The 23,377-nt window shown below is 67.6% G+C and carries 25 protein-coding genes; 6 read left to right on the plus strand and 19 right to left on the minus strand.

Features of this window, described 5'->3' with window-relative positions; translation table 11 throughout:
- Window positions 1-163: 163 nt before the first annotated feature.
- Both EGT29_RS00910 and EGT29_RS00915 read right to left on the minus strand, forming a co-directional pair.
- A complete protein-coding gene (locus EGT29_RS00910; RefSeq protein WP_124687262.1) occupies window positions 164-889 on the minus strand; it encodes an RES family NAD+ phosphorylase in 726 nt (241 codons plus the stop codon).
- On the minus strand, window positions 886-1,287 hold the full coding sequence (locus EGT29_RS00915) for an antitoxin Xre-like helix-turn-helix domain-containing protein (RefSeq protein WP_124687263.1): 402 nt from the start codon (window positions 1,285-1,287) through the stop codon (window positions 886-888). Before EGT29_RS00915 ends, EGT29_RS00910 begins: the two co-directional genes overlap by 4 nt.
- Before the next feature lie 204 nt (window positions 1,288-1,491).
- On the opposite strand from EGT29_RS00915, the gene EGT29_RS00920 reads away from it, so the two are divergent.
- Window positions 1,492-3,117, plus strand: a complete 1,626-nt coding sequence (locus tag EGT29_RS00920; RefSeq protein WP_124687264.1) for a peptide chain release factor 3 — start codon at window positions 1,492-1,494, stop codon at window positions 3,115-3,117.
- Between the two features lie 60 nt (window positions 3,118-3,177).
- A complete protein-coding gene (locus EGT29_RS00925) occupies window positions 3,178-3,804 on the plus strand; it encodes a hypothetical protein (protein WP_124687265.1) in 627 nt (208 codons plus the stop codon).
- Between the two features lie 49 nt (window positions 3,805-3,853).
- Here the strand turns inward: EGT29_RS00925 and bfr are convergent, their stop codons facing one another.
- From bfr to EGT29_RS00950, 5 genes are all read right to left on the minus strand, one after another.
- Window positions 3,854-4,330: a bacterioferritin gene (gene bfr, locus EGT29_RS00930; protein ID WP_124687266.1), complete on the minus strand. Its 477-nt coding sequence runs from the start codon at window positions 4,328-4,330 to the stop codon at window positions 3,854-3,856.
- A gap of 396 nt (window positions 4,331-4,726) precedes the next feature.
- Window positions 4,727-5,032, minus strand: a complete 306-nt coding sequence (locus tag EGT29_RS00935) for a bacterioferritin-associated ferredoxin (RefSeq protein WP_124687267.1) — start codon at window positions 5,030-5,032, stop codon at window positions 4,727-4,729.
- Between the two features lie 126 nt (window positions 5,033-5,158).
- Window positions 5,159-6,133, minus strand: coding sequence for a tripartite tricarboxylate transporter substrate binding protein (locus EGT29_RS00940; protein ID WP_124687268.1), 975 nt, complete (start codon window positions 6,131-6,133; stop codon window positions 5,159-5,161).
- A 47-nt stretch (window positions 6,134-6,180) separates the two neighbouring features.
- The gene (locus EGT29_RS00945; RefSeq protein WP_124687269.1) at window positions 6,181-6,966 is read right to left on the minus strand and encodes a cyclase family protein; all 786 of its coding nucleotides are present in this window, start codon (window positions 6,964-6,966) and stop codon (window positions 6,181-6,183) included.
- 17 nt (window positions 6,967-6,983) lie between these two features.
- Window positions 6,984-7,649: a TetR/AcrR family transcriptional regulator gene (locus EGT29_RS00950; RefSeq protein ID WP_161567646.1), complete on the minus strand. Its 666-nt coding sequence runs from the start codon at window positions 7,647-7,649 to the stop codon at window positions 6,984-6,986.
- A gap of 197 nt (window positions 7,650-7,846) precedes the next feature.
- Between EGT29_RS00950 and EGT29_RS00955 the strand changes: the two genes are divergently transcribed.
- Both EGT29_RS00955 and EGT29_RS00960 read left to right on the plus strand, forming a co-directional pair.
- Window positions 7,847-8,800, plus strand: coding sequence for an amidohydrolase (locus EGT29_RS00955; protein WP_124687271.1), 954 nt, complete (start codon window positions 7,847-7,849; stop codon window positions 8,798-8,800).
- A gap of 82 nt (window positions 8,801-8,882) precedes the next feature.
- Window positions 8,883-9,650, plus strand: coding sequence for a DNA-binding transcriptional regulator (locus EGT29_RS00960; RefSeq protein ID WP_124687272.1), 768 nt, complete (start codon window positions 8,883-8,885; stop codon window positions 9,648-9,650).
- On the opposite strand, the gene EGT29_RS00965 is transcribed toward EGT29_RS00960, so the two are convergent.
- From EGT29_RS00965 to EGT29_RS00995, 7 genes are all read right to left on the minus strand, one after another.
- Window positions 9,647-10,510, minus strand: coding sequence for a hypothetical protein (locus EGT29_RS00965; RefSeq protein WP_124687273.1), 864 nt, complete (start codon window positions 10,508-10,510; stop codon window positions 9,647-9,649). The two genes, EGT29_RS00960 and EGT29_RS00965, sit on opposite strands and share 4 nt — an antisense overlap.
- A gap of 31 nt (window positions 10,511-10,541) precedes the next feature.
- Entirely contained in the window at window positions 10,542-11,297 is a 756-nt protein-coding gene (locus EGT29_RS00970; RefSeq protein WP_124687274.1) for an HpcH/HpaI aldolase/citrate lyase family protein, read from the minus strand.
- A 131-nt stretch (window positions 11,298-11,428) separates the two neighbouring features.
- Window positions 11,429-12,049, minus strand: a complete 621-nt coding sequence (locus EGT29_RS00975) for a flavin reductase family protein (RefSeq protein WP_124687275.1) — start codon at window positions 12,047-12,049, stop codon at window positions 11,429-11,431.
- 144 nt (window positions 12,050-12,193) lie between these two features.
- On the minus strand, window positions 12,194-13,174 hold the full coding sequence (locus EGT29_RS00980) for a tripartite tricarboxylate transporter substrate binding protein (protein ID WP_124687276.1): 981 nt from the start codon (window positions 13,172-13,174) through the stop codon (window positions 12,194-12,196).
- Between the two features lie 39 nt (window positions 13,175-13,213).
- Window positions 13,214-13,843: a fumarate hydratase C-terminal domain-containing protein gene (locus tag EGT29_RS00985; RefSeq protein WP_238160254.1), complete on the minus strand. Its 630-nt coding sequence runs from the start codon at window positions 13,841-13,843 to the stop codon at window positions 13,214-13,216.
- A gap of 20 nt (window positions 13,844-13,863) precedes the next feature.
- Complete coding sequence (locus EGT29_RS00990) at window positions 13,864-14,733, minus strand: fumarate hydratase (RefSeq protein ID WP_124687277.1); 870 nt, start codon at window positions 14,731-14,733, stop codon at window positions 13,864-13,866.
- A 125-nt stretch (window positions 14,734-14,858) separates the two neighbouring features.
- On the minus strand, window positions 14,859-15,851 hold the full coding sequence (locus tag EGT29_RS00995; RefSeq protein ID WP_124687278.1) for a ketopantoate reductase family protein: 993 nt from the start codon (window positions 15,849-15,851) through the stop codon (window positions 14,859-14,861).
- Between the two features lie 145 nt (window positions 15,852-15,996).
- Here EGT29_RS00995 and EGT29_RS01000 point away from each other — a divergent pair, with 145 nt between their 5' ends.
- Window positions 15,997-16,842, plus strand: a complete 846-nt coding sequence (locus EGT29_RS01000; RefSeq protein WP_124687279.1) for an NUDIX hydrolase family protein — start codon at window positions 15,997-15,999, stop codon at window positions 16,840-16,842.
- Here the strand turns inward: EGT29_RS01000 and EGT29_RS01005 are convergent.
- Complete coding sequence (locus EGT29_RS01005) at window positions 16,832-17,068, minus strand: DUF3717 domain-containing protein (RefSeq protein ID WP_124687280.1); 237 nt, start codon at window positions 17,066-17,068, stop codon at window positions 16,832-16,834. The genes EGT29_RS01000 and EGT29_RS01005 overlap by 11 nt on opposite strands.
- A gap of 148 nt (window positions 17,069-17,216) precedes the next feature.
- Between EGT29_RS01005 and EGT29_RS01010 the strand changes: the two genes are divergently transcribed.
- Window positions 17,217-17,960, plus strand: a complete 744-nt coding sequence (locus EGT29_RS01010; RefSeq protein ID WP_238160255.1) for a glycine zipper 2TM domain-containing protein — start codon at window positions 17,217-17,219, stop codon at window positions 17,958-17,960.
- Between the two features lie 44 nt (window positions 17,961-18,004).
- Here the strand turns inward: EGT29_RS01010 and EGT29_RS01015 are convergent, their stop codons facing one another.
- The 4 genes from EGT29_RS01015 to dprA form a co-directional block, all read right to left on the minus strand.
- Window positions 18,005-18,574 carry an SET domain-containing protein gene (locus EGT29_RS01015; RefSeq protein ID WP_124687281.1) on the minus strand — a complete coding sequence of 190 codons (570 nt, stop codon included), beginning with the start codon at window positions 18,572-18,574 and terminating at the stop codon, window positions 18,005-18,007.
- 11 nt (window positions 18,575-18,585) lie between these two features.
- Window positions 18,586-21,237: a DNA topoisomerase III gene (locus EGT29_RS01020; RefSeq protein ID WP_124687282.1), complete on the minus strand. Its 2,652-nt coding sequence runs from the start codon at window positions 21,235-21,237 to the stop codon at window positions 18,586-18,588.
- A gap of 254 nt (window positions 21,238-21,491) precedes the next feature.
- The gene (locus EGT29_RS01025) at window positions 21,492-21,950 is read right to left on the minus strand and encodes a DUF494 family protein (protein ID WP_124687283.1); all 459 of its coding nucleotides are present in this window, start codon (window positions 21,948-21,950) and stop codon (window positions 21,492-21,494) included.
- 103 nt (window positions 21,951-22,053) lie between these two features.
- Window positions 22,054-23,175, minus strand: coding sequence for a DNA-processing protein DprA (dprA, locus tag EGT29_RS01030; protein WP_124692165.1), 1,122 nt, complete (start codon window positions 23,173-23,175; stop codon window positions 22,054-22,056).
- Window positions 23,176-23,377 lie beyond the last annotated feature (202 nt).

Raw genomic sequence — 23,377 nt, forward strand, 5'->3', positions numbered from 1 at the left:
ATATCAGCGCCCCGCGTTCGACGTAACCATATTCGAAAATCGAAATTGCGCCAATAATCGATTTCCATCAGCGCGCCTGGGGCGCCGGCCCCGAAATCCACGATCCACAAGGCTGGGCAAGGATCGGGTGGGGTGCCTCGCCCGGCGGACGAGGCTTGAAAAATCAGACCGACCGCAATGCCGACTTGGAATACCACCCGCTCATGCGGTGACCGTCCCAGATGAAGGCGATGTGCTGGGACTGGCGGCAGCGGGTCAGGCCGCGCGGGCGGAACACGGCGGCGCACTGGCCGCCGGGGCGCCGCACGCTGTCGTAGGCCACGCCCCAGCTGCCTGCGAGCCGGAGCTGGCGGGCCAGCGCCTGGCTGGCCGCGTAGTCGTCCGGATCGTAGATCGTCGGCAGGGCGGGCCGCAGGCCGCGCAGGTCGTGCAGCGGCGCGGACAGGTCCGCCAGGTAGTGGCGCATGTCGATTTCCAGGGCCGGCTCGCGCGTGGCGGCCAGGAAGCGGGCGCGATGGTGCATGGTCTCGGCCACCGCGGTCTCCAGGCTTTCCCCGGCGTAATACACCCCCCAGCTGCCGTCCGAGAAGCGGCTGCCGGCCGGATTCAGATGGGTGAAGGCCGCCATGATGGGTGTGGTCCCCGGGCCCGAGATCCGATCTTCCTCCGGCACCAGGCGCAGGTTGCCGGCTTCGTCCCGCACGCGGGGATTGGTGAGGTTTTCTATCGCGAACACCACGTCGAGATCGGCGGGATCGGCCACCCGGTCGTACAGGCCGGTGGGCGGAAAGCGGCTGGGCACCAGCCGGTGGCAAGGCGCCCAGCGCACCTCGCCGACAGGCGGGGGTTCGGCGACAGGCGCGGCGGCGCCTTCGGCCAGGTGCGTCATGTCCATCCTCCGCGCTGGGCGTCGAGGTAGCTGCGCACCACGTAGAGATCGCTGGTCATGCCGCTCAGCATGAATTTCAGGGCGGGGTGGCCGCCGAACGGCGGCGCGTCGTTGGGTTTGCGCGGCCAGGCGTCGGCCAATTCGGGCACCGGCAGCAATACCTGCAGCGCCTTGTAGATGCCGAACACCAGCGACAGGCGTTCCAGCACGTCGCGCGGCAGCGGCGCCGGCGGGTTGTTCTTCCAGCGGAACATGGTGGAGCGGGGGACGCCCAGCAGCGTGGCGGATTCCTCGGCGTTGAGCTGCCACGCCTGGGCGATGCGGAAGAACGCGCGCAGCGCGGCGGCGGCAGCCGGCTGGCTGGAGAGTTCGGGCGTCTTGGAAGCGGCGATGACCATGATGCTCGTCCCGGGGGTTTTCTCCCAGGGTAGTCCTATGTGAGACTTATTTCAACATATAATCTCAAATAAGACAAACCGGCCGCAGCCCCCGTGCGGGATCCGGCGGTCAGCCGGGCCTCGGCTCAAGCTCCTGCTGGCGGGGTGAGAGCATGGCCGGGCGGTACAAGCGCCGGTTCGCGTCTGCGGTTAAAATTCCCCGCGATGACCATAGCCACCGAAGTCGCCCGGCGACGCACCTTCGCCATTATTTCCCACCCCGACGCGGGGAAGACCACGCTGACCGAAAAGCTGCTGCTGTTCGCCGGTGCGATCCAGATCGCCGGTAGCGTCAAGGCACGGAAGGCGTCGCGGCACGCTTCGTCCGACTGGATGGAGATCGAGAAACAGCGGGGCATCTCGGTGGCGTCCTCGGTCATGCAGATCGAATACCGCGATACCGTCATCAACCTGCTCGACACGCCAGGGCACCAGGACTTCTCGGAAGACACCTACCGCGTGCTGACGGCCGTGGACGCTGCGCTGATGGTGATCGACGCGGCCAACGGCGTCGAGCCGCAGACCATCCGGCTGTTGCAGGTGTGCCGGGCGCGCAATACGCCCATCATCACCTTCGTCAACAAGATGGACCGCGAGGTGCGCGAGCCGCTGGAACTGCTGTCCGAGATCGAATCCCACCTGGGCATGGATGCCGTGCCGTTCGCGTGGCCGGTCGGCATGGGCAAGTCCTTCGGCGGTGTGTTCGACATCCGCCGCGACCGGATGCGGGTGTTCAAGGCCGGCAGCGACAGGCTGAGCGAACAGCACGACGAAATTATCGACGGGCTGGACAATCCCGAGATCGCCAGCCGCTTCGGCTCGGCGTTCGAGCAGGCGCGTGGCGAGATCGACCTGATCGACGGTGCGGCGCCGCCGTTCGACCAGGCCCAGTTCCTGGCCGGCAAGCAGACGCCCGTGTTCTTCGGCTCGGCCATCAACAACTTCGGCGTGCAGGAAGTGCTGGACGCCCTGGTCGAGCACGCGCCCGCCCCCGGCCCGCGCCACGCGCTGCAGCGCGAGGTCAAGCCCGAGGAACCGAAGTTCACCGGCGTGGTCTTCAAGGTACAGGCCAACATGGATCCGGCCCATCGCGACCGCGTGGCTTTCGTGCGCGTCTGTTCGGGCCGCTTCGAGCGCGGCATGCGGTTGAAGGTGTGCCGCACCGGCAAGGAAACGCGGCCCAACAACGTCGTTTCGTTCCTGTCCCAGCGACGCGAGTTGCTGGACGAGGCCTATGCCGGCGACGTCATCGGCATTCCCAACCATGGCGTGCTGCAACTGGGCGACGTGCTGACCGAAGGCGAGGCGCTGCAGTTCACCGGGCTGCCTTTCTTCGCGCCGGAACTGTTCCAGGCGGTGGAAGTGGCCGATCCGCTGCGCACCAAGCAGCTGCGCACGGGCCTGACCCAGCTGGGCGAGGAAGGCGCGATCCAGGTGTTCCGCCCCGTGGCCGGCGGCCCGCTGCTGCTGGGCGCCGTCGGCCAACTGCAGTTCGAGGTCGTGGCGCACCGGCTCAAGACCGAATACGGGGTGGCCGCGCGCATGCTGCCGTCGCGCTATTCCATGGCGCGCTGGATCACCGCCGAGAACCCCAAGGACCTGAAGAAGTTCATGGACGCCAACATGCAGCACATCGCCTACGATGTGGTCGAGGCGCCCGCGTTCCTGATCGGATCGTCGGCGCAGTTGCGGGTGGCGCAAGAGCTTTATCCCAACGTGCAGTTCCATGCCCTGCGCGAGCACGGAGGACAGGTATTCCAGACCCGGGTGGGCGATTCGGCTTTCGCCTGACGGCCCGCCCAGGCATGGGGACCGGCATGGCCGCCGGTCACAGTGAAGAGGTGTACACACATGCGTAACCGCATTTTGATGGGCCTGGCCTTCGTGGCGATGGTCGTGGTGGTGGGGGTGCTGTTCGGGCTCTGGCTGTCCTGGAACGCTCCCGTCGACCGCGCGGCCGAGGCCCCCGTGCCCGTGGCCCAGGGGCGGCCCGGCGAAGCGCCGGTGGCGGCCGTGGACCAGGAAACCTACCTGCCCGAACCCCCGCAACCCCGGGTGGACGGCTCGCGCGGCGTGCCGTCGCGGCCGGTGCAGCCGAGCGCGCCCATCCCGCTGGTGTCCGCGGCGGACCAGCCCCAGCCCGATACCGTGCTGTCGACCATCGCCCCCGACATGCAGGCGGTGAATCCCGGCAGCCCCCTGCCCGCCCACCTGTCCGAGACCACGCCGGTCCAGTCCCCGCGCATCATCGTCGAGCCGCCCTCGCAGCAGGTCGCCACCGTGGTGGCCGGCGCCAATGCCGACGCGGCGGGCGGCGGGGAGCCATGGATCCAGTCGCTGCGGGCCGAACTGGCGCGCTGCGCCTCCCAGGGCGTCGTCGGCCGGGTCATCTGCAACGAGAAGGCCCGCTGGAAGTACTGCAACACCGACAACCGCTGGGGCCGCGTGGCCGAGTGCCCGGCCACGGGCAACAACTGAAAGAAAAAGCCCCGCGACGCGGGGCTTTTTTTGCGAAGGCGGGAGCCGGTCAGCCCTGCTCTTCCATCTGCGATTGCAGGTAGTTCTGGATGCCGACCTGGTCCACCAGGCCGATCTGGGTTTCCAGATGGTCGATGTGTTCCTCGGTATCGTCCAGGATGTCCTGCAACAGATCGCGCGAGACATAGTCGCGCACGGTCTCACAGTGGGCGATGGCTTCCTTCAGCACGACCTGCGAGGACAACTCCAGCTTCAGGTCGCATTCCAGGATTTCCGGGACGTTCTCGCCGATCAGCAGCTTGTGCAGGTCTTGCAGGTTGGGCAGGCCGTCCAGCATGAAGATGCGCTGGATCAGGCGGTCGGCGTGCTTCATTTCCTCGATGGACTCGTCGTACTCGTGCTTGCCCATCTTGCCCAGGCCCCAGTGCTTGAGCATGCGCGCATGCAGGAAGTACTGGTTGATGGCGGTCAGCTCGTTGGTGAGCTGCTTGTTCAGGAACTGGATGACGGTCTTGTCGCCTTTCATGTTCTTTCCCCTGCAGAATTCATGGATTCCGCAAGGTTAGCATTGTTGATGCTAAGCAAGCAGGCCGTACGTCCGCCCGTAACGGCCTAGGAAAGTGACAATGATAATGATCCCCCCTACGCGCTGACGCGCGCAAGGAAAGCCCACCCCCTACCCGCTTACGCGGGCCCCCTCAAGGGGGCGATGCGGGTGGACCGGCGGAGCCGGATCCACCGCATCCTGGGTCTAGTACCGTTATCTTGGGGTGTGGCTCCGTTGCTATCGCTGGCTGCCAGCGGTAGCAACAGTGTGACGTGCCAAGAAACAGGTACTAGACCCAGGAAACCGCGGATCTGGCTTTGCCAGTCCGCCGGTTTCGCCCCCTGGGGGGCGCCCGAAGGGCGTAGGGGGGGACCCCTACGCCGCCTTGGCGGCGCCGGCGCCGGCAGCGACGACGTGGATGGGGAAGCGGCGCGTCGTGGCGCGGGGCGGGGGCAGTTCGGTGGCTTGCGTGTGGCCGTTGGCCGCCGAGATGGACGCTTCGTAGGCGTGTTCGCAAGCGCTGGCGCCCGCCGGCAGGTACTGGCAGGCGGTGTCGGCGCAAGAGCCGCAGCAGGTCGCCACGCCCAGGTCGAATTGCAGGTCGGCCAGGGTGGTGGAGCCGGATTCCACACTGCTGCGGATCTGGCGTTCGGTGATGGCGTTGCAGACACAAACGTACATGGCAGGACTCGGTTGCGGCGCGGTGGCACCGCAGTAGACGTCGTAATGAGATTAATTATTGATAATATTCTCAAAACTTGCAAGCCATTGCCGTGGGTCTTGTACCACGCGGGTTTCCCGGGGGCCTCATTCCACCCGGATGTTCTGTTTTTTGATGATTTCGCCCCACTTTTTGGTCTCGTTTCGCAAAAATGCGCCGAATTGCTCGGGCGATCCGCTGCCGGGCTGGATCGCCTGGGCATCGAAGAAGGTCTGCATTTCGGGCGTCCGCAAGGCGCGGTAGACCTCGGTGTTCAGGCGGGAAACGATGGCGGCAGGGGTGCCGGCCGGTGCCAGCAGCCCTATCCACGATCGGGCCTCGAAATCGGGGTAGAACTGGCTGATGGACGGCACGTCGGGCAGCGCGGGGATCCGTTCCCGGGTGGTGACCGCCAGGGCCCGCATCTTGCCGGCCTTGATGTGGGCCAGCACCGAGCTGGCGCTGACGAACATGACCTGCACCCGGCCGCCCAGCACGTCCGTGATCGCGGGCGCGCCGCCCTTGTAGGGCACATGGTTCATTTCCACGCCGGCGGTGGCCTTGAACAGTTCCGCGGTCAACTGGTTGGAGCTGCCGGCGCCGGTGGAGGCGTAGTTCAGCGCGTCGGGCCGGGCCTTGGCCAGCGCGACCAGCTCGGGCACGGTGCGGGCCGGCACCGAGGGATGGACGACCAGGATCAGCGGCGAGGTGCCGATCAGCGCGACCGGCGCCAGGTCCTTGTCGGAATCGAAGCTGAGCTTGTACAGCAGGGGATTGACGGCGTGGGTGTCGAAGGCGGCCAGCAGGGTGTAGCCATCCGGGGCGGCCTTGGCCACGTGGGCCGCGCCGATGGAGCCGCCGGCCCCGGCCTTGTTCTCGACGATGAAAGTCTGGCCCAGCGCGGCCGACAGGCGCGCGCCCAGGTTGCGCGTGACGTTGTCGACGATGCCGCCCGGCGGGAACGGCACGACGATGTGGACGGGGCGCTCGGGGTACGAGGCCGGCGCCTGCGCGGCGGCGGGCAGCGCGCAGGCGGCCAGTGCGAGTGCGGCGCCCAGGCGGGCGTAGGGCAGGAAGGGCATGGGATGTCTCCGATCGTTGTCTTGGACGGGGCGCGGCGCCCCGCGCGTCAGTCGAGAATGGCGACGGTGCGGCACCAGCCGGCCGATCCGTGCTTGATCTTGATGGGAAAGCAACTGATGGTGAAACCGTGGGACGGCAACTGGTCCAGGTTGGTCAGCTTCTCCATCTGGAAGTAGCCGATGTCGCGCCCCGCCTTGTGGCCTTCCCAGATGATGGCGGGGTCGCCGTCGCGCGCGTAGCGCTCGACCACGAACTTGAACGCGGGGTCCCAGCTGTAGGAGTCGGTGCCGACCACCCGCACGCCCTGCTCCAGCAGCCAGAGCGTGGCGGCGCGGCCGAAGCCGCAGGCGCTTTCCCAGTAGTCCTCCTGGCCGTAGCGGGCGCCGGCGCGGGTGTTGGCCACGACGATGTCCAGCGGTTCAAGGGTATGGCCGATGCGCTTCAATTCGGCCTGAATGTCGCCGGGCGTGACCACGTAGCCGGCTTCCATGTGGCGGAAGTCGAGCTTCACGCCGGGCTTCAGGCACCAGTCCAGCGGCACTTCGTCGATGCCCGGCGCCGGCCGGCCGCCTTCCTGCAGCGCGTGGTCGGTCGTGGGGTGGTAGTGCCACGGCGCGTCCATGTGGGTGCCGGCGTGGGTCGACAGCGATACCCGCTCCACGGCCCAGGCCTTGCCCTCGGGCAGGTCGTCGGGCCCGATGCCGGGAAAGAGCTTGGAGAACAGTTCCCAGGACTGGTCGTGGTCGACGTAGCTGATCTGGGGGCGGTGGTGCGCCGGCGAAGTGGGCTTGTCTTCAAGGGCGACCGACAGGTCGATGATGCGGCGGGTCATGGCGTGTATCCGGAAGGTCAGAGCGGCGTGCCGGCCGGGGCGGCTGCCCGCATGCCGGCGGCGATGAAGGCGACGAGCTGGGCGACGATGCGCTCGGGGTCGTCGGTGTCGCACAGTCCGCCGGAGATGCGGTGCAGGCGGTGGTAGGTCTCGTCGGCGTCGCTGACGATGTACATCATGGCGCCGATGGCGAAGGCGTAGCGCCAGTAGGCTTCCTCGCGGCCCAGCGCGGGCTGGGCGCCCATCAGGGCGTCGACGAAGTCGGATGCCAGCGCGTCGTACTGTTCGAAGATGGCGGCGTTGGTGCTGGCGCGCGGCAGGGCCCGGGCCTGGATCAGCAGCCGGATCAACAGCCGCCATTCGCCGGTGGCGTCGAAGCTCAGGCGCACGGGCGGCGCGATCAGCGCCTCCACCACTTCTTCCATGGTGGGTTCGCGGTGCGCCGGCACCCGGGCCAGGGCCTCGCGCCGCATGCGGTTGATGGGCTCGGACACGACGCGCAGGACTTCCTGTACCAGGGCGTCCTTGGAGCCGAAGTGATAGTGGATGGCGGCGATGTTCACCTGGGCGGCGGAGGTGATCTCGCGCAGCGAGGCGGCCTCGAATCCCCGCGTGGCGAAGATGCGCAGGGCGGCCAGCACGATGCGGGAGCGGGTGGAGGTGTCGTCGTCGAGCAGGTTCACGATGGGGTTCCGGGGTAGTCGGGCGCAGTATGGGCGATTCAAACGAAAATTTGAATCAGTTTTTTGAAATTTTTGTTTGAATCGAGGGAAAACCCAGCCGATCACCAAGTTTTCGACCACCGAAAAGTTCGAGAATATCGGGTGCGGACCGCCCTGCCTGGCGATAAAGTCCCAGCTGTAAACACGTAGAGCTGGATATGACCCAAGACACGCAAGCCCCGTCGGCCGCCCGCCCGCTACTGTTCGATTCGCACGCTCACCTGGTGGCGGATGACCAGGTGCGCTATCCGCGCAATCCCATGAGGCGCGCCGCCGACGCGCCGCCGCGCGCCCCGGGCGTGATCGGCAAGCCGGGCGGCAAGCACGGTCCGAATCCGATCAACGAAGTGCCCGACGTGGCCCGCATGCTGGTCTGGATGCAGGAAGAGAACGTCGACGGCGCGGTGGCCGTGCAAAAGCGCATGATCTATCGCTACGACAACAGCTACATCCTGGATTCGTCCGACGCCCATCCCGAGATCTTCTCGGCGGTGGTCATCCTGGACGCCGAGGACGCCGGCACGCCGGGCCTGGTGCGCAGCTACATCGAGAAGAACGGCCTGGCCGGCGTGCGCCTGTTCGGCGGCCGCCAGCCCGACGGCAGCATGCCGTGGCTGAACTCGCCCCAGGCGCTCAAGACCTGGGACGTGGCCGAGGAATTCGGCCTGGTCATCGACCTGGAAGTGCTGGCCGTGGGCGGCGGCGGTCCGTCGGTGCCGACCATCATCGAACTGGCCCGCCGTTACCCGAACGTGCGCATCGTGCTGGACCACCTGCTGGAGCCCGAGGCCACCGAGGAACACTTCGGCCTGGACGAGCGCTTCGAGAAGCTGGCGCACGAGCAGAACATCTTCTTCAAGTTCACCTCGATCAACCTGGACGAGTACCGCGAGGCCGACGTGCCGGCCGAACAGGTGCTGCGCCGCGCGGTCGACCTGTTCGGCGCCGACCGCATCATGTGGGGCTCGGACATCGGCACCTCGTCGGGCACCTACAAGGAAATGGTCCAGCGCATGCTGGATGCCTCGGTCCTGCTGAACGACGAGGAAAAGCGCGCGGTCTGGCACGATACCGGCAAGCGCGTGTTCGTGAAGGGCGGCGCCCGGCGCTGATTTCCCCAGGACCGCCGTACGCAAGCGCGCATCCGGCGATGCGATAATCGCCGGCCGGCGCCCTTTCCGTACGGAGGTCCGCGTGCCTTCCTTTCCGCCCGTCCAAGCCGTTGTCCGCACCATCGAGCTGCTGCAGGCCCTGAACCGCCAGCCGGTCTCGACCCTGGACGTCCTGCACAAGCAGACGGGCATCCCCAAGCCGTCGCTGATACGCCTGCTGGAATCGCTTGCCTCCAAGGGGCTGGTGCGCCATGCGCCGCAGTACGGAGCGTATTACCTGACGTCGCTGGTCAACACGCTGTCGTCGGGCTATCACAGCGAACCGCGCATCGTCGAAGCGGCCCAGCCGCGCCTGGACGCGCTGACCGAGGCCATCAAGTGGCCGCTGGCCATCGCGGTGTTCGACACCGATGCGATGGTGGTGCGCTACAGCACCATTCCCCATTCACCGCTGTCGCTGCTGCACTCCACCATCAACATGCGGCTGAGCCTGGTCAGCCGCGCCATCGGGCGCGCCTACCTGGCCTTTTGCGAAGAGGATGAGCGCGAGACCATACTCGCGCTGCTGCGGCAATCGAAAAACCCCGAGGACCAGCCGGCGCGTGACCAGGAGGCGGTGCGGGGAATGATCGAACTCACGCGCGCGCAGGGCTATGCGCTGCGCGACCCCGCCGTGCGCCCGGTGTCCGGCACCCTGGCGGTGCCGGTGTTCGACGGCAAGCACGTGGTGGCCTCGTTCGGCATGACGTGGTTCGCGTCCACGCTGACCAACGAGCAGGTCGTCGAACGCTACCTGGAACCGTTGCAGGAGGTCTCCCGAGGCATCTCGGAAGACCTCGCCAGGCTCTAGGCCGCTGCGGCGGCGACGGACGCGGGCATGGGGTACTCGTCCGCGTTGCAGACCAGGCCGGGCTTGCTGGAGAAGTCCACGCGCGGCGGGCCGAAGATGTCGATCAGCCAGCAGTCGCCCTGGCTGACGTTGCGGCTGGTGTGCAGCACCTTCGCCGGGATGACCGTGACGGACGGGCTGCCGATCTCGACGTGCTCGTCTTCCTTCCACATGTCCATGTCCGGCGTCCACGGCCAGCGCAGGTGATGCGCGTAGGTGCCCTGGATCGCCAGCGAGGCCTGTTCGAAGTCGGCGTGGGTGTGCGGGCTGAGCTTGTGCACGTCGCGCGGCACCAGGCGCTTGGCCAGGAAATTGACCATCAGGTTGGTGCTGCGGAAGATGCGCATGTTGCTGTCGGGCCGCACGTGCTCGGCCAGCACGTAATGGCGCAGCTTGAAGCCGGCGGGCGGATCGGGCCAGGGTACCAGCGGCGCGACTTCGGGCGCGCCATCGGCGTAGATGGCCTGGTTGACCGAGGCCTGCGCCAGGTCGGCGGCGCGATGGGAGAACACGCGCACGATGGTGCCGGCGGCCGTGGCTTCGACACGGCTCGCGCCCGGGGGAACGATGGTCACGGTCTCGGGGGCGGCGTCGATCTGCTCGGCGCCCGCCTGGATGCGCGCGCCGCCGCTGTGCACGAAGACGAAGTATTCGTCGGGGTTGGCGTCGCGCGCCAGCACGGCGCCCGCTTCGACCTGCGAGACGGCGACGACGAAATTGGCGCCCCGGGTCAGCCAGGTGCGCGCGCCGGCTTCCTGTTGCTGCGGAGCGGTGTCGTAGTGCGCGGCATAGGTCGCGGACCGTGGTTGTTGGACAGTCATGGACTTCACCTTTGCATGAGAGGGTGCCGCGTCAGCCGTGCGACCGGTTGCCTGACACGGCAACCGATTGCGCGCCCTGGCGCAGCAGGGATTGGTCGGATCCGATCACGAACCAGGTCACGCCTTGGGCGGCGAATTCGTCGCGTTCCGCGGCATTGGCCACGAACATCGCGGCGATCTTGCCGGCGGCCAGGGCCGCGCGCACGATGCGGGCGGTGGCTTCCAGCACCGCCGGACTGCGCGAGCCTTCCTCGCCCATGGACAAGGCCAGGTCGGCGCGGCCCACGAACAGTCCGCCCACGCCGGGAACGGCGGCGATGCTTTCCACGTTGGCCAGGCCCTCGACGCTTTCGATCTGGCACATCACCAGCGTCTGGTCGCCCGCTTCCTGGGCCTGCTTGTAGGTCATGGTCCCGTAGCCGGCGGCTCGCGGCGAACTGGAAAAACCTCGCACGCCGCCTTTGTAGCGGGCGCGCGAAACGATCAGTTCCGCCTGCTCGGCGCTATCGACGTGCGGCACCACGATGCCCGCGGCGCCCAGGTCCAGCGTCGACAGGATGGTCGAGGCTTCGTAGTCGGCCACCCGCACGAAAAGCGGCAGCCGCGCGGCCCGTCCCGCCATCATCATCAAGTCCAGCGCCACCCGGTCGAACGGCGCATGCTCGGCATCCAGCACCCCGAAATCCAGCGCCGTCGTCCCCAGTATCTCCACCACGTGCGGCGACACCGTCTTGATGAACGTCCCGGCCTGCACCGACCGGCTGAAATCAGCAGATGAACTCGTCATCAATATTCCCTTGTCACAAAATTAAGAACCCCTAACCCCGCTAGCCCGTTGGTTTCCAGGGCACAGCGGATCCGGCTCCGCCGGTCCGCCAGTGCCGCCCCCCGGGAGGCGCGCGAAGCGCGTAGGGGGGATCAGATAGGCGGCGCCTGCAGCATCGGCCGATGGAAGATCTCGCCCAGCCCCGCGTAGTACGGTCCGCCCAGCCGGGCGATGGGCCGCATCGCCACGGCATCGATGTGCCGGCCGTTGAAGATGGCCTCGGACAGGTGGAAGGCCACCACTTCGCCGATATACAGCGTGTTCAGGCCCCGGCCCAGCGGCAGCACGTGCTCGAGCCGGCATTCCATCTGGATCGGGGTGGCGGGAATGCGCGGCGGCCGCACCACCGTGCTGGGCGCCAGCTCGATGCCCAGCGTCTCGGGCTCGCCGATCTCGGGCGGGTAATCCGCGCCCGACGCATGCATCAGCTCCAGCGTGGCTTCCGTGGCCACGTTCACCACGAACTCGCGCGTCTCGACGATGTTGCGCGCGGTGTCCTTGAGCTCTCCCTTGCGCGAGCCGATGTTCACCGCCAGCATCGGCGGGCTGTGCGCCACATAGTTGTACGAGCTGAACGGCGCGGCATTGACCCGCCCCGATTCATCCTGCGTGGTGATCCACGCCACCGGCCGGGGCGTCACGCAGCCCACGATCAGCCGATAGGCCTCCTCGGTGCTCATGCCCTCGGTCTTCAACGTAACGAAACCGCTCATTCAAAACTCCATGGGGAGGAACCTCCCCGAAAACCCGTGCCCCAATCCAAGAAGAACTCACAAGACCCAGGGCACAGCGGATCCGGCTTTGCCGGTCCGCCAGTGCCGCCCCCCTGTGGGGGGCGCGCGGAGCGCGTAGGGGGGCTAGTCCAATTTGATATTGGCCTGTTCGATGATCCGCTTCCACTTCGCGCTTTCGATCTTCATCAGCGAATCCAGCTGCTCGGGCGAACCGCCGCCCACGACCGCGCCGAACTGCTCGAGCTTGGCCCGGCCCTCGGGCGAGTTCAGCACGAGGTTGATCTCGCGGTTGAGCTTGTCGACGATGGGACGGGGCATGCCGGCGGGGCCCGCCACGGCGAACCAGACCGAGGCCTCGACGTCGAAGCCCTGCTCGACCGCGGTGGGCACCTCGGGCGTGCCGGGGAAGCGCTTCTTGGACGTTACCGCCAGGCCGTTCATCTTGCCGCTCTGGATCTGCGGGATGAAGGCCGTGATGGGCGCGACGATGGCCTGGATGGAGCCGCCCAGCAGGTCGGTCATGGCCGGCGTGTCGCCCTTGTACGGAACGCCCAGGAAGTCGGTCTTGGTGTTGTGGCGCAGCAGTTCATAGGCCAGGTGGCCAATGGTGCCGTTGCCCGGGTTGCCGATGGAATACTTGCCCGGCGCGGCCTTGGCCAGCGCGATGAATTCCTTCAGGTTCTTGGCCGGGGTCTTGTCGGTGGACACGATCACCAGCGGGATCTCGCCCACCAGCACGATGGGGGTCAGGTCCTTGGCCGGATCGTACGGCATGGACTTGTACAGGTACTTGTTGTTGGCCAGCGGGCCCGAGGTCGTCAGCGTGAGCGTGTAGCCGTCGGGGTTGGCCTTGGCGACCTGGTCGGTGCCGATGTTGCCCGCCGCGCCCGGACGGTTGTCGACGACGAACTGCTGGCCGAGTTTCTGGCCCAGCCGTTCGGCGATCAGGCGCGCGACCACGTCGGTGCTGCCGCCGGCCGGGAACGGTACGACCAGCCGCACGGGCCGGGTGGGCCACGACGCGGCGGCGTCCTTGGCCTGGGCGGTGGTGGCGCCCAGGGCCAGGATGGCGGTGGCGCAGGCGAGAAGGCTATGGTTTTTCATGGGGTCTCCGATCTTTCGTCGTGAAGAAGGTTGCCGCACTCAGTGCGTGGAATCCGCGCGGTGCTGGTCGAGTTCTTCGAGAATGCCAGGCAGCCGCTGCTGCACGTTTTCGCGCAACTGTCGGTAGAGGCTGTTGCCGTGGGCGTCGATGCCCACCGTGGCGGGGCCCAGGTGCTTGACGCGCAAGGTCACCAGGCGGAATTGCGAGATGTAGTCTTCCCAGTGCACGGACACGACTTCCTGGATCGCGCGCGCCAGCAGCGTGCAGCCGCCTCCCAGGAAGGACAGGTAGATGCAGCCTGTTTCGCGCATGGCCTCTACGCTTTCCTCGCCCAGGCCGCCCTTGCCGCCCACGATGCGCAGGCCGTAGGCCCGGATCAGCGTCGGCATGAGCGCGTCGTAGCGCGTGCTGGTGGTGGGGTTCATGTACAGCGCCTCGTAGCCGGAGGGCGCGTCGCTTTCGCGGTTGTACGAGCTCAGGTGCAGGAAGGCGCCGCCGTGCACGTCCACCGGCAGCGGCTTGCCCTCGCGGGCGTAGTCGATCATGCGCTGGTGGGTGGGCAGGCCGATGGTGACGACGATGTCGCCGGTCAGATAGACCAGGTCGCCGGCCTGGATGCGGGCGATGTCTTGCGCGCTTGCCGGCAGGGTCAGCCGATGGGTGTTCACGATGCTCGTCTCCGTTGCGGCTATGCCAGGCGCTCGACCGTGCCGTCCTGGTAGATGCGGGCACAGGTGCGCCGGTTGATCCAGCAGTTGAAGGCCACGGCCACCGGCATGAAGCCGTGGCTGGCCGAGTAATCGATGTGCACCGCCATGGCGGTGGTGTCGCCGCCCGTGCCCATGGGGCCGAAGCCGGTGTCGTTGATGGCCTTGAGCAGCCGCTGCTCCATGGCCGCCAGCACGGGCTCGGGGTTGGTCTGGCCGAAGGGGCGCAAGACGCATTCCTTGGCCATCTTGGCCGCGTAGTCGAAGGTGCCGCCTATGCCCACGCCCACGACGATGGGCGGACAGGGCTGCGACCCGGCTTTGAGCACGGTGTCGAGCACGTACTTCTCGATGGTCTCCAGCGACGGGTAGACGAAGGTCTCGATGGCTTCCCACCGGCCCGTGCCCATGGCCTTGGGCGCACAGACGATTTCCATGTAGTCCGCGCCGTCGATCATGTCGAAGGTGACCAGGGGCATGTTCTTGCCCTCGTAGCTGCGCTGCAGGGTCAGCGGATTGGTCACCATCTTCAGGATGGGCGGATCGGCGCGCGCGACCAGGTCGGCGAAGCCGTCGACGATGGCCTGGCGGACGTTGCCCGAGAAGCTGACGCCCGTGCCCACGCGGATCATGTAGGTGGGCACGCCCACGTCCGAACAGACCAGGTGGCTTTCGGACTCGGCCGCCTCGGCGCTTTCGAGCATGATGCGCAGCGTCTGCTTGCCCAGCTGGACCGTTTCGCGCTGCTGCGCCTGGGCGAGCACCCGCTTGGTGTCGTCCGGGACTTTCTTCAGGGACCACTCGTACAGGGACGAGGTGACCGACCTGATGGTTTCGCTGGAAATGGACATCGCATTGCCGCCGTGCGCCGGCTCTCCGTGCTTACGCTAGGCTGGCAGGATGCGGCGGGGGCGGCGGCGGTACAAGCGATGTTTTGGTGCTTTTCGCCTATAGAAAAGTTGGCGGATAGGCTGGCTCAGCCCGGATACAGCCCCAGGGCCCGGGCGCGCATGCGGGCCAGGGCGTAGACGGTGTCCAGGGTGGGGGTGGGGAATCCCGCCGCCGCGGCGGTCTCGACCAGCGCGCCCAGGATGCTGTCGATTTCCACCGGCCGCCCGGCCTCGACGTCCTGCAGCATCGAGGTCTTGATGTGGCCCAGTCCCCGGGTGAAGGCGATCCGGGCGCGCGACTCGACCTGGGCCGGCAACCCGAGCCGGGTGCCCAGGGCCAGCGCCTCGTCCATCATGGCCACGAACATGCCATGCAGGCGCGCATCGTCGATCATGTCGTCGGTGTAGGCGCCGGTCAGCAGGCTGGCCGGGTTGAAGCAGGCATTGCCCAGCAGCTTGGTCCAGATGTCGGCGCGCACGTTCTCGCTGGCCGGCGCATCGAAGCCTGCCTGCGTGAACAGCGCGGCCACGGCGCGGGCGCGTTCGCTCGATCCGCCCCTGGGCTCGCCCAGCACGATGCGGTTGCCCGAGGCGTGGCGGGTCAGGCCGGGCTCGGGCGTGGAGGCCGAGGCGAAGACCACGGCGCCCAGCACCTGGTCCACGGGCAAGTTGGCCTCGATGCCCGCGTCCGGGTCGACGCTGCGCAGCCGGGTGCCGCCCAGGGGCAGGCCGGCGTCCAGGAAGAACCACCAGGGAATGCCGTTCAAGGCCGGGATCACGACCGTATCGGCGCCGATCAGGGGACGGATGGCCCGTGCGATCTCAGGCAGGGCCGGTGCCTTGACGGTAATGACGACGATGTCCTGCGGACCCAGCGCCCGGGCGTCGTCGCTGGCCCGGACCGGCGAGGCCACCAGCTCGCCCGCGGAATCGAGCCGCTGGCCGTGCCGGCGCAGGGCCTCCAGCGTGCGGCCGCGGGCCAGCAGGGACACGTCGTTGCCGGCCTGGGCCAGGCGTCCGGCGACGAAGCCGCCTATCGCGCCGGCGCCGACGATGCAGATACGGGGGTGATCGGTCATGGTCTTCCTCTTCCTTGGGGTGCGGTGCGAGCGCCGGCATCTTACCCGAGGCCACCCGATTCACCTTCGCTTACGAGGCCCCGCCGGGCGCCCCATCCGGACTTCCGGCACAATGGGAGCTTGCTGTTTAGGACATTCAATCTGGATGAACGTATTCGACTCCATATCGGCTCGTGCTCAGGTCGATCCGCCTCCCGATTCTCCGCGGCTGCGCATTGCCGGCCATGATTGCGGCTGGGTGGCGCACGACGTGCAGCACTGGCTGGCCGCCTTTCCCGGCGAAATATCGATGGAACCCGGCACGGTGCACCTGCTGCCCGAGCTGGCCGGCGCACCGGCGGCCGGGCGGACCCAGGCCGTCAGCGAGCTGCTGGCCCGCGTCGCCGCGGCCCTTTACGAGGCGGGCCGGCTCAATGGCTGGCGCAACGAACTGCTGGACGTGGTGGCCGAGGACGGCACCGTCCTGGGCGTGGTCGAGCGGGCATCCGTGCGGCCGCTGGGCATCGCCACCCATGCCGTCCACCTGAATGCCTGGACCGACAGCGGTCAGTTGTGGATCGCCCAGCGGTCGTTCTCCAAGACGACCGATCCGGGCATGTGGGACACCCTGGTGGGCGGCCTGGTCAGCGCCGCGGAAACCCCCGAATCGGCCCTGCTGCGCGAAAGCTGGGAAGAGGCCGGCCTGCTGCCCCATCACCTGAAGGACGGCCGTCGCAGCGGCCAGTTCACCGTGCGCCGGGTCTTGCCAGAAGGCTATCAGGTCGAGCACGTGACCGTGGTCGATACCGTGCTGGGGCCCGAGGTCGTGCCCGAGAACCAGGACGGCGAAGTGGTCGCCTTGCGTACGGTGTCGCCGGAAGAGGTGCTGGAGATGGTGGCCGATGGCGTGTTCACGCTGGAGGCCGCGCTGTCCATGAAGGCCAGCTTGGGCGCGTTCGCGCCGGTATCCCTGATCGTTCCTCCTGCCCAAGCCCCCCGCGTCAGTCTTTGACCCGGGCGATGGCCTGGCGCGCCTGCCGCCAGGCCGATAGGGCCGCCCGCGCTGCTTCGGGCATCGCGGCCTCGTCCAGCGCGGACTGGTGATTCATGATCATGGCGGCATACGGCCCCGCCAGCGCCGCGGCTTCCATGCACAACACACACGCTTCGCTCGTCGAAGGCTTGCGCGCGCGCCAGAAATTGATCGCTTCCTCGAGTTCGGTCAGGGTGATGTCCATGCGACCCATTCTGGCAGACTTTGCCACCCCGGGGCGGAAACATTCGGTCAATTCCGATACAGAAAGCGCGAGATCCCGCGACCCCGGGAAACAACCTGGAAGGCGACTTGGAGGTAACTTACGTGAACCTTACGAGCGGAGTGACGCCATGTTTTCCGGTACTTCTTCCGGTCCCCGATCCCCTGTCGATGCCGCGTTCGCGCGCGCGCATCGGTCCATGCGGGGCGCCGTCGCGCTGCACCCGCTGGTGGCCGCGGCGGCCATCAGCATCATCGTCCTGGCCGCCGTGGGCGTGGGCGTCCTGACCGGACTGCTGCCCTCGCCGCTGGCCAAATCGGCTCCGGCGCAGGAAGTGGCCGAAGCGTCCGCCTCGGCCGGCGGCCGTGATTTCGGCAAAGCTTCGGCCCATGCCCCGGTTCCGGCCAAGCAGGCAGCGGCCGAGCGCGTGGCACCGGCGCGCCCCGCCAGCCGGCCCGCGCCGGTCTATCGCGAACCCGCCCGGCCGGTCGCGTCCACCTGCGGCAACTGCGGCACGGTTGAAAGCGTGCGCGCCTTGCAGGTCCAGGGCCAGGGTACGGGCCTGGGCGCGGTGGGCGGCGGCGTCGTGGGCGGCGTGGTCGGCAACCAGTTCGGCGGCGGCAGCGGCCGCACCGCGTTGACGGTGCTGGGCGCGTTGGGCGGCGCCTACGCGGGCAACGAGGTCGAGAAGCGCGTGCGCAGCTCGACGCAGTACGAGATGACCGTCAGGATGAACGACGGCAGCGTGCGCACTTTCCACAGCGCGTCGGCCTATCCGTGGCGCAGCGGCGACCCGGTGCGCGTCGTCAACGGCTCGGTGGTGTCCCGCAACGGCGGCGACTCCCAGGCCATGCGGGTCGGCGACTACAACTGAACGGCCGGACCGGGCGGCGCGGCCGTCCGGTCCCCTGCCCGCTTCTAGGCTTTTTTCTTCTTCGTTTTCTTACGCCGCTTGAGCGCCAGCATCGTGCCCCGGCACGTCTCGGCGCCGCACAGGCACTGGTAGTTCTTCTTCAACGTCGGCGTGATGCGCTCGTCGATGACCAGGCCGTAGTCATAGTTGAGTTCGTCGCCGCGGTCGATGGGATGCTGCGAGACGATGAAGACGCGGCCATCGTCCGTTTCCTCGGCTTCGCAGTTGGGCTCGCAGGCATGGTTGATCCAGCGTGCGTCGTTGCCCTGGCTGCCGCCGTCGATCACCTTGCCGCTTTCCAACGCGAAGAAGAAGGTGTGGTAAGGATCCTCGGGATTGACCGGATGGCGGCGGTCGGCCTCGGCCGCGCTGATGCGTTCGCCCGAGTATTCGATGACGCGGGTGCCGGCCGGGATCTTGCGAGCCGCGAACACGCCGGTCCCGTGCACCCGCGAGCGGCGCACGACGTACCAGGGCTTGCCGCCGGGGCCGGGATCGACGTCCACGCGATCCTCGGCGGGCTGCTCGGCAACAGGAGACTTGCGCGCCCGTGAGGGCGTTTTCTTCTTGGTCATTGGGCTGTGGCTCAGCTGGAGGTCTTCGCGGCCGCCTTCCTGGCGGCTTTTTTCGCGGGGGCTTTCTTGGCGGCGGTCTTGCGCGCCGGGGACTTCTTGGCCGCCGCCTTCTTGGCGGGGGCCTTCTTCGCCGGCGCCGTGGCGGCTTCGTCCTGGCCGGCGGTTTTCTTCGCCGCCGTCTTGCGCGCCGCCGGCGCGTCCTCGCCTGCCTTGCCGCCCTTGGCGGGGCGGGGCTCGAACTCGAAGCCTATCTTGCCATCGGGCTGCCGCACCAGGAAGGCCTTGAACTTGCGATTGGTACGGCTGGAAACGAAGTTCTGCAGCAGGTCGGTGCGTCCTTCGGCCAGCAGCTTGCCCATCTGCTCGGCCGTGATCTCCTGCTGCAGGATGACTTTCCCGGAACGGAAGTCGCACGAACGCTGCGGCCCGACCGACTTCTCGCACACGAAGCTCATGCCGTGCTCGAACACGTTCGAGCCGCATTTCGGGCACGGACCCACCGGCGTCTGGCCGGAGAAGTCCACGGCCTCGGAGGATTCCTCGTCGGCCTGGCCGAAGTCGAACTCCAGCTTGTAGTCGTCGGTGATCCGCAGGATGGCCGAGAACGGCCGGCCCATCTTGCTGATGAAGCCGTTCAGCGGGCCGATCTCGCGCTTGGCCAGCAGTTCCTCGACTTCCTGCTGCTCGAAGGTGCGCCCGCCGGGGTGCTTGCTGATCGAGAAATCGCAGGCGGTGCAGGCGTAGCGCCGGTAGTTCTCCTTGACCACGGCGCCGCATTTCGGGCAGGGCGTGGTCAGGGTGGCGTAGTCGCCCGGCACCGTGTCGCGGTCGTATTCCTTCGCGCGCTTGACGATGACCTGGGTCATCTGCGCGATCTCGCGCATGAAGGCCTCGCGCGCCAGTTGGCCCTGCTCGATCTGCGACAGCTTGTGTTCCCATTCGCCGGTCAGCTCGGGCGAGGTCAGCTCGTCCACGTCCAGGCCCGACAGCAGCGTCATCAATTGGCGCGCCTTGGCGGTGGGCACCAGGTCGCGGCCCTCGCGGCGCAGGTAGACCTCGTTGATCAGCCCTTCGATGATGCCCGCGCGCGTGGCTGGCGTGCCCAGGCCGCGCGCCGACATGGCCTCGCGCAGCTCTTCGTCGTCGACCAGCTTGCCCGCGCCTTCCATGGCCGACAGCAGCGTCGCTTCCGTGTAGCGGGCGGGCGGCTTGGTGACCAGGCCCACGGCCTCGATTTCCTCGGTGCGCACCTGTTCGCCGGAGGCGACCGGCACCAGGTTGGCGTCCTCGCCCTGCGCATCGCGGCCGTAGACGGCCATCCAGCCCGGGTTGACCAGGACCTTGCCCTCGGTCTTGAACTTGTGGCCGGCGACCTCGGTGATCCGGGTCGTGACCAGGAACTCGGCCGCGGGGAAGAACACCGCCAGGAATCGCTTGACCACGAGGTCGTACAGCTTGGCCTCGGCCTCGCTCAACTCGCGCGGCGCCTGCAGCGTCGGGATGATGGCGAAGTGGTCCGACACCTTCTTGTTGTCGAACACGCGGCGGTTGGGCTTGACCCAGCCGCTGTCCAGTATCTTCAAGGCGAACGGCGCGTAGCCGGGCCGGTTGGCGGCCAGCGTCTGCATGGTCTGGCGCACCGTGCCCAGGTAGTCCTCGGGCAGGTAGCGCGAGTCGGTACGGGGGTAGGTCAACGCCTTGTGGCGTTCGTACAGAGTCTGGGCCAGCGCCAGCGTGGTCTTGGCCGAGAAGCCGAAGCGCGAGTTGGCCTCGCGCTGCAGCGTGGTCAGGTCATACAGCAGCCCGGACAATTGGGTGGACGGCTTGGATTCCTCGGTGACCGAGCCCGTGCGGTCGCGGCAGGCCGCCACGACCGATTCGGCGGCCGCCTTGCTCCACAGGCGCGATTCGCGCTTCTCGGGGTCCTGCGGGTCCTTGACGTGCTTGGGATCGAACCAGCGGCCCTCGTACAGGCCGGCGGCGGCGACGAACTGCGCGCGCACCTCCCAGTAGTCGCGCGGCACGAACTGGCGGATGCGCTCCTCGCGCTCGGACACGATGGCGAGCGTGGGCGTCTGCACCCGGCCCACCGTGGTCTTGAAGAAGCCGCCGTCCTTGCTGTTGAAGGCCGTCATGGCGCGCGTGCCGTTGATGCCCACCAGCCAGTCGGCCTCGGCGCGCGAGCGCGCCGCGGCTTCCAGCGGCTGCAGCGCGGTGTCCGAACGCAGGTCGGCGAAGGCGTCGCGGATGGCCTGCTGGGTCATCGATTGCAGCCACAGGCGCTGGATGGGTTTGTTGGTCTTCGCGTACTGGGCGATGTAGCGGAAGATCAGCTCGCCCTCGCGCCCCGCGTCGCAGGCGTTGATCAGCGCGTCCACGTCCTTGCGCTTGATCAGCCGCACCAGCAGGCGCAGGCGTTCCTCCGACCGCTTGTCGGCCGGCCCCAGTTCGAACTCGGGCGGAATCACCGGCAGATGGGTGAAGCTCCACTTGCCCTTGACCGGATCGTTGGGCGCCACGAGGGTGAGCAGGTGCCCGACGCTGGACGAAAGCACGTAGTCGTCGCTTTCGAAATAATCGCCTTCGCGCTTGAACCCGCCCAGCGCGCGGGAAATGTCCAGCGCGACCGAAGGTTTCTCGGCGATGATCAGAGTTTTGCCCATTGACTTCCAGTTGACGGAGCCGACGCGAACAAATAGTGCGTCAAAGCGCCGGATGATACGGGGGGATTTTTAAGCAATGCAAGTCGGGCCTGTGCCAACCCAGCCAAAAAACACCGGCTCCGCCCTCCGAAGCACCCCGGATTAAGACTTGTTTCCATTGAAAACAACCCCCGGCCCCGTTGGGGGACTGCCGCGTAGCGGCTGGGGGCCCACCATACTGGGCGCGCGTAAGCGTAGGGGGTAATACAGGGGGCTTAATGCAGCTGCCGGGCGCTGCCGTCTTCCAGCAGTTCTTCCAGGATCAGGTTGTCGATTTCGGTTTCCTGGCTCCACAGCACCATCAGGACGATGATCTTGAGCTTGTCCAGGGGCACGGGCGCCTCGCCCAGCGCGAAGGCGCGGTCGATGACGATTTCGCGCAGGGGGGACGACAGGACGCCCGCCGATTCCAGGAAGGCAACGAAGCCGATCGCTTCCGAACCGAGTTGACGATACTCGGCCTCGGCATAGACACGACAGCCGCTACTGGGAACAAGGGCGAGATCGACACAACGATGAGTGGATTCGGCAAGCCCGGACAACCAGCTCAGGGCGTCGTCGATTTCATCGTCTTCGAAGCCGGCGGCGGCAAGTTTGCGCGCCAGCGTTTCCGGGTCCGGGCACGCTTCCGGCGTGTAGTAGTTCTCGAAGAGGTAGACGAGAATTTCGAACATAAGTCAGCATATAAGCTTGATCCACTGTACGCTGAATTGCATCCCTAGGCAAATTGTCAGGCATTTGCTGCTCATGCGTTGTTCGCGTGGCACACCAGGGCGTTCAGCGCCCGAGTGTGATCTGGTAGCGGCCCCCGTCCAGCCGGGCGATCCACCCCTGCAATTCCAGTTCGAGCAGCCTGGCCTGAAGCGCCGGAACCGCGAGGCCGGTGCGCGCGGCCAGCGCGTCGATATGGATGGGGCCATAGCCCATGCCGGCCAGCAGAGGGTCCTGCGGGCGGGCCGGATCCGGTTCCGGCGCAGGCGCAAGCGGACTGGGTCCGGCCGGGGAGCCCAGCTCGTCCAGGATGTCCTGCGCCGATTCCACCAGCTTGGCACCCTGCCGGATCAGGGCGTGGCAGCCCCGCGACAGCGGCGAGTGGATGGAGCCGGGGATGGCGAACACCTCGCGGCCGGCGTCCGCCGCCAGCCGGGCGGTGATGAGCGACCCGCTGCGGGCCGCCGCTTCCGCCACCAGCGTGCCCCGTGCCAGCCCCGCGACCAGCCGGTTGCGCCGGGGGAACTGGTGCGGCAGCGCGGGCAGGCCCAGCGGGAACTCTGACACGACGGCGCCTTGCGCGGCGATCCGTTCGGCCAGGTCCTGGTTGCGCGGCGGATAGACCACATCGACGCCCGTTCCCACCACTGCCACGGTGCCGCCTGCATTGGGGCCGGCCTCGAGCGCGCCTTCGTGGGCGGCGGTGTCGATGCCCAGGGCCAGGCCGCTGACGATGCACCAGCCCCGCTGCGCCAGATGGCGGGCATAGGCGCGCGCGTTCGCCAGCCCGTCGGGCGTGGCGTGACGGGCGCCGACGATGGCGATGGCCTGGGGCGACAGCCGGGCCGGATCGCCCGCCACGTACAGCAGCGGGGGTGGATCGTGGATGGCAAGCAGCGCCCGGGGGTAGGCGGCATCGGCCAGCGTCAGGAGGTGGTGGCCGGGAAGTTCCGCCCAGCGCAGCGTGCGCTCGAGGACGGCGGCCTGCTCGCGCGACAGCGGGCGGGCCAGTTGGGCGGCCAGCGGCGGCGGCAGCAGGGCCGCCAATTCGTCGCGGGACAGGCTGTACAGGCGCTGGGGCAGCCCGACTTCCCGCAGCAGGTCGCGCGCGGTGGCAGGCCCGATGGCGGGTTCGAGGGTGAGCCGCAGCCAGGCGGACAATTCTTCCGGAGTGTGGGCGAGAGGCATGCCGTTATCTAAACACGGCAGGCGCGGCAGGGTGGTCCCCGGCAGGACATCGATGTCCTGCATCGTCTCCGAACGGATCGCGCGCCGGCGCGTCCAATGGCCAGGGCAGGCGTTCGCGGCAATGCCTCCCGCTATATTTAATAGCAGGATCCGCCGCCATCCGCGCCCCGCGCGGGCCCGCCGGAGGCACCGGGAAGCTGTG

It is taken from the genome of Pigmentiphaga sp. H8 (assembly GCF_003854895.1).
In the GTDB taxonomy this organism is placed as follows: domain Bacteria; phylum Pseudomonadota; class Gammaproteobacteria; order Burkholderiales; family Burkholderiaceae_B; genus Pigmentiphaga.